The sequence below is a fragment of the Terrabacter sp. Soil811 genome (assembly GCF_001429655.1).
Taxonomy (GTDB): domain Bacteria; phylum Actinomycetota; class Actinomycetes; order Actinomycetales; family Dermatophilaceae; genus Terrabacter.
The window spans coordinates 1-9,944 of record NZ_LMSX01000006.1 but is presented as its reverse complement, the minus strand read 5'-3'; the positions used below and the strand labels follow the sequence as shown (position 1 = coordinate 9,944).

General features: G+C 65.9%; 7 protein-coding genes. 3 read left to right on the top strand and 4 right to left on the bottom strand.

The window, feature by feature from the left end:
• Positions 1 to 838: 838 nt before the first annotated feature.
• Entirely contained in the window at positions 839 to 1,381 is a 543-nt protein-coding gene (locus ASH01_RS06915; protein ID WP_082619575.1) for an alcohol dehydrogenase catalytic domain-containing protein, read from the bottom strand.
• Between the two features lie 109 nt (positions 1,382 to 1,490).
• Between ASH01_RS06915 and ASH01_RS22430 the strand changes: the two genes are divergently transcribed.
• From ASH01_RS22430 to ASH01_RS06895, 3 genes are all read left to right on the top strand, one after another.
• Entirely contained in the window at positions 1,491 to 2,108 is a 618-nt protein-coding gene (locus tag ASH01_RS22430) for a DUF7255 family protein (RefSeq protein WP_082619574.1), read from the top strand.
• An 848-nt stretch (positions 2,109 to 2,956) separates the two neighbouring features.
• Positions 2,957 to 4,735, top strand: coding sequence for an alpha/beta hydrolase (locus tag ASH01_RS22425; protein ID WP_082619573.1), 1,779 nt, complete (start codon positions 2,957 to 2,959; stop codon positions 4,733 to 4,735).
• Positions 4,736 to 5,473: 738 nt separating this feature from the next.
• Positions 5,474 to 6,727, top strand: coding sequence for a Vps62-related protein (locus tag ASH01_RS06895; RefSeq protein WP_056773433.1), 1,254 nt, complete (start codon positions 5,474 to 5,476; stop codon positions 6,725 to 6,727).
• Positions 6,728 to 7,050: 323 nt separating this feature from the next.
• Here the strand turns inward: ASH01_RS06895 and istB are convergent, their stop codons facing one another.
• The 3 genes from istB to ASH01_RS06880 form a co-directional block, all read right to left on the bottom strand.
• Complete coding sequence (gene istB, locus ASH01_RS06890) at positions 7,051 to 7,848, bottom strand: IS21-like element helper ATPase IstB (protein WP_056773430.1); 798 nt, start codon at positions 7,846 to 7,848, stop codon at positions 7,051 to 7,053.
• Positions 7,791 to 9,107, bottom strand: coding sequence for an IS21 family transposase (gene istA / locus ASH01_RS06885; RefSeq protein WP_235509558.1), 1,317 nt, complete (start codon positions 9,105 to 9,107; stop codon positions 7,791 to 7,793). The genes istB and istA overlap by 58 nt, the downstream gene beginning before the upstream one ends.
• Before the next feature lie 204 nt (positions 9,108 to 9,311).
• On the bottom strand, positions 9,312 to 9,833 hold the full coding sequence (locus tag ASH01_RS06880) for a zinc-binding dehydrogenase (protein ID WP_082619572.1): 522 nt from the start codon (positions 9,831 to 9,833) through the stop codon (positions 9,312 to 9,314).
• Positions 9,834 to 9,944 lie beyond the last annotated feature (111 nt).

Here is a 9,944-nt window from a genome sequence, read left to right as displayed (position 1 = left end):
TGGGTTACCGAGTAGGGGCTGCCTGCTCGGCCTATCCGACAGTTGTGGGAGGCCCCGGTGTTTACCGAGCGTACGAGCGTGGGGCTCGATGTGCACGCACGATCGGTCGCGGCAGCGGCGATCGATGGCGTCACAGGCGAGCTGGTCCAGACGCGATTGACCCCGTCACACGAACACATCCAGTCCTGGCTGGCAGCGCTGTCACCGGCGGCCTCAGCCCGTGGCGATGAGGGCAACCGGCGGCTGCACCACCGGTGGGTCGTCTTCACCGAGCGGCGCAAACGGCACACTGTCGCCAACGTCGCGGTCGCCCGAGAGCTGGCCGGCTGGTGCTGGTCGCTGGCTGTCATGGACGACGACTAAGCACCCCGGAAGCCGCTTCGCCGAGCNGTCGCCAACGTCGCGGTCGCCCGAGAGCTGGCCGGCTGGTGCTGGTCGCTGGCTGTCATGGACGACGACTAAGCACCCCGGAAGCCGCTTCGCCGAGCAGGTGGCCCGTGGCAGCGCGAGGAACGACCCGCGAGCCAACTATGAGCAGCCAATCCCACTGGGACACAGCGACGCTCGATCCTAGACACGCGGTCCCGTTCCTGCCGAACCACCGTCCTGCGGTACCCAACNCAGGTGGCCGGTGGCAGCGCAAGGAACGACCCGCGAGCCAACTATGAGCAGCCAATCCCACTGGGACACAGCGACGCTCGATCCTAGACACGCGGTCCCGTTCCTGCCGAACCACCGTCCTGCGGTACCCAACCCGCGCATATCAGTCTGACCGCGCGTCGCCAACGACACGCTCACCAGCCACCTCACGACGAAGCAGAGGCGCCGTCAAGACTCATCAGTCCCGACGGCGCCTCACCCTGCCCCTTGACAGGAAGCCACTACATATCAGCTGGATCGCGAAGGAACCAGAGCCGCCGCCCGCACCGTTGATGAGCACTCGGCTCCCGGTCGAGGCGCGGGCCGTGCCCTGAAGCGCGATCGCGCCGGCCTGCGGGATCGTCGACGCCTCGGCGAAGGTCASCTCCGCTGGCTTGAAAGCCAGGGCCGACTCGCGGGCAACCGAGTACTCGGCGAAGCCGCCCATGAGCTGCAGGTTGTCGCCGTAGACCTCGTCACCCGGATGGAATCGAGTGACGCCCTGGCCGACTGCCTCGACAAGCCCGGCGATATCCGAGSCAAGCGTCGGACGTCGCGGCGCGCGCAGCCCACCCATGCGCGCGTACAAGGGCGAGCCACGAAGGCCCTCCCAGTCGCTGAGGTTGATCGACGTTGCCGCGATCTTCACCAGGACCTGCCCGGCAGCGGGGGACGGAGTCGGGACGTCCTCCATACGCAACACGTCGGGGCCCCCGTAGCGCTCGTAGACGACAGCCCTCATGTCCCCTCCAACGCGGTCATGCCTGGATCCTGTCAGGCCTGCGCCAAGGGCCTGCGTCCTTTCCCCGCGAAGATCCATGCTTGTGTAGACGCGCCGATACCGTTGCGGCATGGCCAGAGGTGACTGCGAGTCCGCCTTCCGCTTGGCAGCTGAACGAGACGGCGTCGACCTAGTGCGCGCAAAGGTCCCGTGGCTGAAACAGCGTGGCCACCTCGGTCTGCCCGAAGAGGCACTGTCCGCAGTGCCCGCCATGCAAGCGATCTTCGAGGCCCTCGACGGCATCGAGGCGGACATGGCCGCCAAGAAGCTGACTGCCCTGCCCGGAGACTTCGTCCACCTCAAGAGCGGGGTCTTCTTGGAGGTGGACGAAAGCCAGCACTTCACGTCATTCCGTCTCGCGACCCTCGACCTGTACCCAGCGACAATCCCTCTCGGCTTTGATTTGCTCGAGTACAAGCGGCTCTGTCGGGAATGGGCGCCACGATCGGATCGGTACCGACGCGACAAGGCTGCGATCGGCTTCGGCCCAAGTGGCCGGCAGAGACAGCGTGCCTACAACGATGCGCTTCGAGATCTCGTGACGCCGGTAATGGGACACCCGCCGGTCATCCGTCTTGCTGCGACAAATCGCGACGGGGTCGCGGCATACGCGTCGGCGCGGGTCCGCATTCGAACGGCTACCGCAGGTTCGCCTCGAGATCAGCTCCAGCCTGGAAATCGACCCTGATAGCGCGAACCCGCACTCCTTTGGGGTGAGCTTCTCGCCAATCACCTATGTGAAGGCACGGCTGAGGGGCACACGAACAACCAAGCTGGTCATCGACTTTCCCTCCATCGAGGACGAGTAGGTCTGGGGCACCCGCCCGGTCACGCCGCAGACCGTGAGTGAGGGAACGTGCGTCTAACCGCCACATACGTGACTGTCGGACGGAACGGAAGAACGCATTGCCCGGGCGGCGAAACCATCGTTCGGGCAGGAGTGACAGTGGCAACCTCGCGGCCTAGCGACAAGCGGCGTTCACCCTCCGGCAGCCTCCCAGCCCGGGCTGGGAGCGGTAAGGTCGGCGACCTACAAACCCCTCCCCCCTTCAGTTGCCAGCTATGTCAACTCACCAGCGTGCCCACATGCCCGGCGGGCGACGCGCCACATGGTCGGAGCCACCTCATCGCCGGACCACGACATAAATGGCCGAGACCTCGAGGTCCTGAAGAAGCATCCCCTTCTGCGCGCCACCGGGGTTCGCTACTGCGCCCGCGAGCCTACGGAACGCGTTCACGACATCCACTGGGGAAGTCTCTCCGATCGACCGCTGAACGTCCGAGTCCGCCATGACGCCCTCCGTGTCCGATCGCGGCATACCCGTGCGGGCGGCCATCTATGGAGGTCGCTCTCTGGTGCCGGGAATGCGAGCCGCGGCTAGTCACCCGCTCGCTCCCGCCTCCGACGACCAGCCAAGCGTTGACGTTCCGGCGGCTAGGTAACGACAACCTATGCGCTGGGGCACTCCGGAGCGCTAACCTGCGTTGGGCGTCTGCTAGGCCGCCGTCCGCGCGCTAGTCACGAAAGCTCGAAACATGGCTACGTTCAGCCCGCAAGTCGTCCAAATGGCTTTGCAGGACCCTGCAGAGAGGGAACTCCTGTCGATTGAACTCGCGAGGCGTGGAATAGTTGCGCACGACAACACCGTCGACTACCTAGTCAGTGTCATCAGAGCCGGAGCGATGACTGCGCAATACCTCATCGCTTCCGGTACGCGGCGGACCCATAGTGACGCCGCGGTGCGAATGAGTTTCCTAATGAACTGGCTCTGGGGGCGTTTAGAGCCTGCATCTACGCGCGAGCCCGAGCCGCTAGCGTGGCTCGACCACTCCGTCGTCACGCTGGCGGCCTTCAGCCCGAGCGTCAATCAACTGGCAGAGGGCGCCTTGGCCCGAATGGGTTCAGTCGCCTTCCTCGATGCGCTCGAGGAGAGCGATCGTCGGGGCGGATTGACCCCAGAGGCGCAGGCTCTTGTGGCGACAGGCAGGAGTATTGCTGAGCGCGTTGCCTACAATGCTGTAAGTGAAGCACGACAGGCTAGGAACCCATGGTGGGGCATCGAAGAACTAAACGGACTAGAGACACCCGCGGGTGACGACGCCATTTTCGCCCTAGCCGGAGGGCGCATCGACTTAGAGGAACTTGGCCGCGTTCTAGAAAGTGGCGAGGCATTCGATGAGCTTGCAGAGCAGTGGTCGCCCTCCGCCGATGCGGAGTTGGCCCACGGGAGCGCCCATCACCGCCTGGTCACGGTGCCTCGTCCCCGAGCTGCTGATCTGATCGCGGCGTTCGAAACCGCGCCGGAACTCCGCGAGCGCGACCGACGCGGGGAGATGCTCGTTTGGTTCGGCACCGATCGCGCGCCAACAATCCGAGATGGTGAGGTTGCTGGTTTTGGGAACGAGGCGTCGTGTCCCAGAAAGGTTCACTACGGCCGCTGCTTGGTGACGGTGCCCGAAGCCCATAGATTCGGCGAAGTACGCACACCGTGGTGGGCGCAGGTGGTCCGACGGTCAAAAGACGGAACGCTGAGGCTAAAAGCAATCGAGAGTTTTGACGGGGCCGATGCCTTCGCCGCCAGCGTCAACGCGACTCTTGCAGAGGAGTTAGCAGACGAGCACGCGGCGCTCATCTACGTGCATGGCTACAACACAACCTTCGAGGCGGCGGCAACACGCACGGCGCAACTCGGGTTTGACCTCAACGTCGAAGGCATCACGGGGTTCTACACGTGGCCATCAGCGGCCAAGGCACAGAAGTACCCACGAGACGCGGACAACGTTGCAGCGAGCGAGCCGTCGTTCTCGGAGTTCCTCGACACGATCACGTCGAAGACGGATGTAACTCGCTTGAACATCATTGTCCACTCGATGGGCAACCGGCTCGTAGCTGAGGCCCTCCAAGCGGCCGCCCCCACACTTCAGGCAAGAGGTGTGAAGTTTGGCGCCGTCGTTCTCGCCGCGCCCGATATCAACGTTGATCGGTTCAGACAGGTCGCGGCGGTATACCCCCACGTCGCCGAGAGCACGACTATGTACGTGTCCGAGCGAGATCGAGCCCTTGGGGCGTCAAGATTTATTTGGGACTCGCCGCGAGCAGGGCTCACACCACCGGTCACGGTAGTGCCAGGTGTGTACACAATTGAGGTAACTGACATTGACGTCTCGCGGTTGGGTCACGGTTATTATGCTGCAGCTCATCCTGTGCTGTACGACATCCGCGAAGTCCTCCGCGGCATCGTCGAGCCGCGGCAACGGGTCCGGTTGCGCCAGTTCAAGGACCCATCCGGCACATATTGGCAACTAAGACCATAACCATCATGCACTTCTGCATTCGCCTGAGCTTAGGTGCCGCCAGACGATCGCGACTCCCGAGATGCGTCTTACCGCCGCTTGTCGGTTGCGTGAGCCCGTCAAGGATCGCCGCTCGGCAATGCGCGCTCAGCATGGTCGAGCGTATATATATTCTGCCAAGTCGACCGTGACCCGACGTGAACGATGCGCTGGGCATGCGGCCACAGCCGCCGACTCAGCTTGCGGGAGCGCCAGATCACGCGGTCTTGGGAGATGTCAGGCAGATATGAGAGCGCCACGGCCGGCACGGTCTTGGCTGGTTACAGAGAGGGACCGCCCGGAGGTCGAGAGCCTCTGCCCGGATTGAGGGGGACCTTGACGTTGCAGCGTCGGTAATCCCTGAGGACTACTCGCGCTGCCCGACGTCCGGGCTTGTCCAGGTGTGGGAGCAGTTGCGCGACAGTGCTGAAACTGCGCTCGAAGCCTTCATGGGGCGCGGGGACGGCCCGAGGACCTTGAGGTTTCGTGATGCGGAGCAAGACACCTTCTCCGTATGAACGCGCGACGTGACCGCTCCTCGGCACTCCGCCCTGCGCAAGACCGGACGTTCCGTGGACCGAGCTTGGGGAAAGGAACCGACCCAGGCGGCACCGGCCACTTTGCCCATTTCGCTGCGGCACATATCGGACAAATGTAACGTTTCGGCCACACCCGGTGCCGAGTCACGGCAGCTGAGTGTCTCCAGGGAAGAGAGCAACGATGACCGCTATCGCACCGGACACTGAAGCAACCACATGGCTGGTCGGGGGTGCTCTCGAGATCGGCTTCACGACGACCTTCGACTGGGTCTACGACGACAAGGGCACCGGCGCCGCCGCGTGCGGCTCGTTCTGGCAGCCCAACGTCTCGGGCATGCCTGGCTACTGGTCGTTGGGCAGCCTCGGGGTCAACAACGGCGGCAACTACAACTACAACCCGTCAGGTGACCGGGCCATCGTCGTCGTCAAGGACTTGACCGGCACGGCGCTGGCCGCCCCCACCGGCTACACCCAGATCTGGGCCGACCACGGCTCCGGCGGTAACAACGACGGCTCCGTCTGGCGACCGATCGCTCCCGACGGCTACATCGCGATGGGACTGGTCGTGGTCGGCGGCTACAACCAGCCGTCTCTGGACGCCGTCCGTTGCGTCTCCCAGTCGCTGGTCCACCGGGCCACCCCAGGCGCATCGGTGTGGTGCGACGCGGGCAGTGGCGCCCACGGCGACTTCGGCTCGTGGGAGGTCCTCCCGCCCGCCGCCGCGCCGGGCACGCTGTCGCTGGCCCCCGGCACGTTCTGTGGGTCAGGGTCCTATGACGAGAACACCGTGCGGGCCGAGCCGACGACCCTCTACTCCTTCGCGGTGGCCCTTCCCGAGCAGCCTGAACCGGCGCCGCCCGCCTACCCGGCGCTGACGAGCAACGTGAACCCCGGACCGTTCGGCGCGGGAGCAGCCACCGTCACCAGCAGCCTGCCGTGGTTCGCCGTCAATGACCCCGACTACCCGGCGCTACAGAGCATGGTCAAGTCGCCGACCTACCGGCTCGAGCGCACCGACAAATGGGCCTTGGACGACGCTTTCTGGTTCAACGACGAGTCGGAATCCATCACCCGGGAACTGCAGGTCACCGTGGGAGTGAACGGCAGTAGCGCCACCTCGTTCGCATCCGAGACGGGTATCGAGCTGGGCTTCGAATACGGGTTCAGCAAGCTCGTCAAGGGCAGCGTCAAGCTGAGTCAGAAGTTCACGTATACGACCTCCAGCTCCAACGGGTGGAGCAGCGAGACCTCGAAGAAGACGACATACGTCGTGCCTCCGATGACGGCCATCGCCATGTACGTGCTGAACAGCACGTACTCCCTCTATCGCCAAGACGGCTCGCAGGTGAACACGGACAGCGCCGGGTACAACGTGCCCGCCACGATCTACGTGACCCAGTTCCCGCCGGCGAAGCCCAAGGTGGCCAACGAGTAGTTTTCCCCTTCGACGTAGGGCTCCCCGGACCCGCAGAGTCCGGGGAGACCTACGTCCCCACTTAGGGCACCGGCCCCCCGACCTCGAGAGCGTGCGGGAGGGGCGCCTATTTGACCGCCTGTCACAACGTGACCTTGACGTAGTTGAGTACTGTCGCCCGCCCACCTCTCACGTTCCGGTGCTGTCATATACAGCTCGCGACGCGTCGTACCAGGGGCTCCAACAGCAACTTGTGTCTTTCCGCCGCTAAGTGTCAACGGCGGCTGAAAATGGACCCCTTCGCGACGGGTGAAAACGGACCCCTCTCCTTGGGTTGGTCATGGTCAGTCCTCGGCGCCCACCGCTGTCGGGACGCGGCCTAGGTCGCGGTTCTTGAGCCGGTAGGAGTCGCCTTTGAGGTTGACGACGTCGGCGTGGTGGACGAGCCGGTCGATCATGGCGGCGGCCACGACGTCGTCGCCGAACACCTCGCCCCACCGCCCGAAGGGCTTGTTGCTGGTGACGATGAGCGAGGCCCGTTCGTAGCGGGAGGACACGAGCTGGAAGAACAGGTTCGCGGCCTCGGGCTCGAACGGGATGTAGCCGACCTCGTCGATGACCAGCAGCGGGTACCGCCCGAGGCGTCGCAGCTCGTCCTGCAGGCGGCCGTCGTGGTGGGCGCCGGCGAGGCGGTCGACCCACTCGGAGGCGGTCGCGAACAGGACCCGGTGCCCGGCTTGGCAGGCGCGGATCGCGATCCCGGTCGCGAGGTGGGTCTTGCCGGTGCCGGGCGGGCCGAGGAAGACGACGTTGTCCTTCGCGGCGACGAAGTCGAGGGTGCCCAGGTGCGCGATGACCTCACGGGACAGACCGCGGGCGTGGTCGAAGTCAAACTCCTCCAACGCTTTTCGGGCGGGGAACCGGGCTGCGCGGATGCGGCCTTCACCACCGTGGGACTCGCGGGCGGCGACCTCACGTTGCAGGCACGCGGCGAGGAACTCCTCGAAGGTCCACGCGTCAGCACGGGCCCGTTCGGCCAGCCGCGGGACGGCCTCGCGTAGCGATGGCGCCTTCAACGCGCGGGTCAAGAACGCCAGCTCGGCTCCCACGTCCCGGGTCGTGGCGGAGATTTTGGCGGGCATGACGCGACCCGCCCGTCGGTGATCTCGTCGGTTTCGGTGATGCCGAAGGCGGTGTCGTACACGGAGAGGTCCCGCTCTTCGACCTGTTCGATGCCGTCGTCACCGGACCTCGTGGGTCGGTGAGCGGCGGTGTGGGCCAGCGCCAAGGCGGCGGCATGGTGGACCGGGTCGGTGATGCTCTGGTGTTTGGCCCAGCACCGTTCATGGGTGGCGACCGGCCGCCCGGCCAGGGTGACGGTCACGGTGTCCAGATCGGCGAAGACCTGCACCGTGCGACCGACCGCGACCGGGTCCACCGAGTAGTCGTTGCCGGCCACGCGCACGTAGTGGTCCCGCCCGAGGCGGAGCTGGTGGCGCCAGCCCGGGACCGGGGCCACCGGCGGCAGCGGCAGCATCGCGGCCCGGTCGGCGTCCCACCGCGCCGTCGGAGCGCACCCGATCCGGCGCACGATCCGGGTGTTCGCCACCGGCAGCCACGCCTGCAGCTGAGCGTTGAAGTCACGCGGGCCGGTGAACGTGCGCCCGGGCAGGAACGAGGTTTCCAGGTACTGGTTGGCCCGCTCCACGATGCCCTTGGCCTCCGGGTCCCGCGGGCGGCACTGGTGCACACCGCAGCCCAGAATGCCGCGGAAGGCCTCGAACTCCTCGGTCAGCCGGGGCCTGCCAGCCCGCCAGGACCCGACCGCCGACTCGTTGTCCCACACCAGCTGCCGCGGCACCGCGCGCAGGTGCTCGCTCAACAACAGCCAGTGCCCCGCGATCAAGTCCGGCGCCGCACGGGAGGCGATCATCACCGCGAACAGCATCCGCGAGTGCCCCGCGGCCATCACCAGCACCGGCGGCCGCGCCACCTGCCCGAACCCGAGCGGGATGTCGACCGGCGGGAACCACAAGTCGCACTGCACCCGGTCCCCAGCGACATACGCGGTGCGGGTGGCCGGGTCCGGCGGCAGGAACAACGGCCGCAGCTCACGCACCCGATCCTTCAGCACCGTCAACGACCGCTGCCAGCCGACCCGCTGCGCGATCACCGTGGCCGGCATCGTCGGACACGAGCGCAGCAGCTCGATGATCGCCGGCTCGACCGCATCCACGCACGAGCCCTTCCCCGGCCGCTCGTACCGGGGCGGGCTGTCCTTGGCCAACGCCCGCCGCACCGCGTTCCGGGAGATTCGCAACCGACGCGCGATCGCCTTGATCGGCATCTGCTCGGCCCGATGCAACCGGCGAATCTCTGCCCAGTCCTCCACGCTGATCACCCTCCACAGGCTCACGGAGAGGGGTCCGTTTTCACCCGTCGATCAGGGGTCAGTTTTCACCCGACGCCGACACTAAGGCCACCCGGATCTGCGGATGAACTCCAAGTCATCCGCCCGCGCGGTTGCGATGACTCTTCAGGGTGACTCTTTATGTGGCCGTCCGCGGCGAGGCGTCCCCGTTCAGACGACCCGAGCGCGCCGTGTTCAGGTTGGGGTGATGACGACCTTGCCGAGGGCGCGGCCCTGCCCGACGTGGGCCAGCGCTTCCGGTACCTCATCGAGTGGGTAGGTGCGGTCGATGTGGATAGCCACGTGACCGGCGAGGCACAGATTGGTCAAAGGCTGGAAGTGGGCCGGACCCGGCTTCACGGCTAGCACCCCGAGGTGGCGGCCCGTGATCATGCCTACCGTCGCACCGATCGTGAGCACCCGAAGCAGTGATCGGACGGACCCGCCGACGCATCGGTACCAGCCGCCGGGAGCGAGCGCGCGACGGTAAGCGAAGACCGACCGGTGGGCCACGAGGTCCAGGATGAGGTCGTACGGCTCGTGGCCCCGGGTGAAGTCATCGCGGCGGTAGTCGATCACCTCATCGGCACCGAGGGTCCGCATGAACTCCAGCTTGTGTGCGTTGTCGACGCCGGTGACGTGAGCACCTGAGCGCTTGGCTAGACGGTATGGAGTGACCGCTCGGGAGCGCTGAGGGGTTGCGGGCCGGGGCCTCACTCACACATGTTCGTGGGTTACCGAGTAGGGGCTGCCTGCTCGGCCTATCCGACAGTTGTGGGAGGCCCCGGTGTTTACCGAGCGTACGAGCGTGGGGCTCGATGTGCACGC

Coding starts and splice junctions, on each gene's coding strand:
- ASH01_RS22430 (WP_082619574.1), top strand. CDS start 1,491: ATGGCCAGAGGTGACTGCGAGTCCGCCTTCCGCTTGGCAGCTGAACGA.
- ASH01_RS22425 (WP_082619573.1), top strand. CDS start 2,957: ATGGCTACGTTCAGCCCGCAAGTCGTCCAAATGGCTTTGCAGGACCCT.
- ASH01_RS06895 (WP_056773433.1), top strand. CDS start 5,474: ATGACCGCTATCGCACCGGACACTGAAGCAACCACATGGCTGGTCGGG.
- istB (WP_056773430.1), bottom strand. CDS start 7,848: ATGCCCGCCAAAATCTCCGCCACGACCCGGGACGTGGGAGCCGAGCTG.